General features: G+C 47.6%; 1 protein-coding gene. It reads right to left on the reverse strand.

Annotation, left to right across the window (positions count from 1 at the left end; translation table 11 throughout):
• Nucleotides 1-196: 196 nt before the first annotated feature.
• On the reverse strand, nt 197-313 hold a 117-nt coding region (locus tag A3756_RS25960; RefSeq protein WP_156490347.1), incomplete at its 5' end, for an SDR family oxidoreductase.

Genomic DNA, 313 nt, shown 5'->3' on the forward strand with positions numbered 1-313 from the left:
ATGGGAACCACCATACCCTACCCTCATTCACGCAGTATTTTGAGAGGGAATCCATCCAAGTCTTAACCTTATGGCTCCCGGCTCAAACACTACCGGGATGACGAAAAGACTGATTCGGGGTACTACCGGAATAACAACAGGACAAATTCGAGATGCTACCGGAATAACAACAGGACAAATTCGGGATATTCCCGTTTTAGCCCATAAACATCCCACCGTTTACATGGATCGTTTCACCAGTAATATAACTTGCTTGCTGAGATGCCAAAAACCCTACTACCGAAGCCACTTCTTCGGGCTGCCCCAAGCGCTG

It is taken from the genome of Oleiphilus sp. HI0086 (assembly GCF_001635225.1).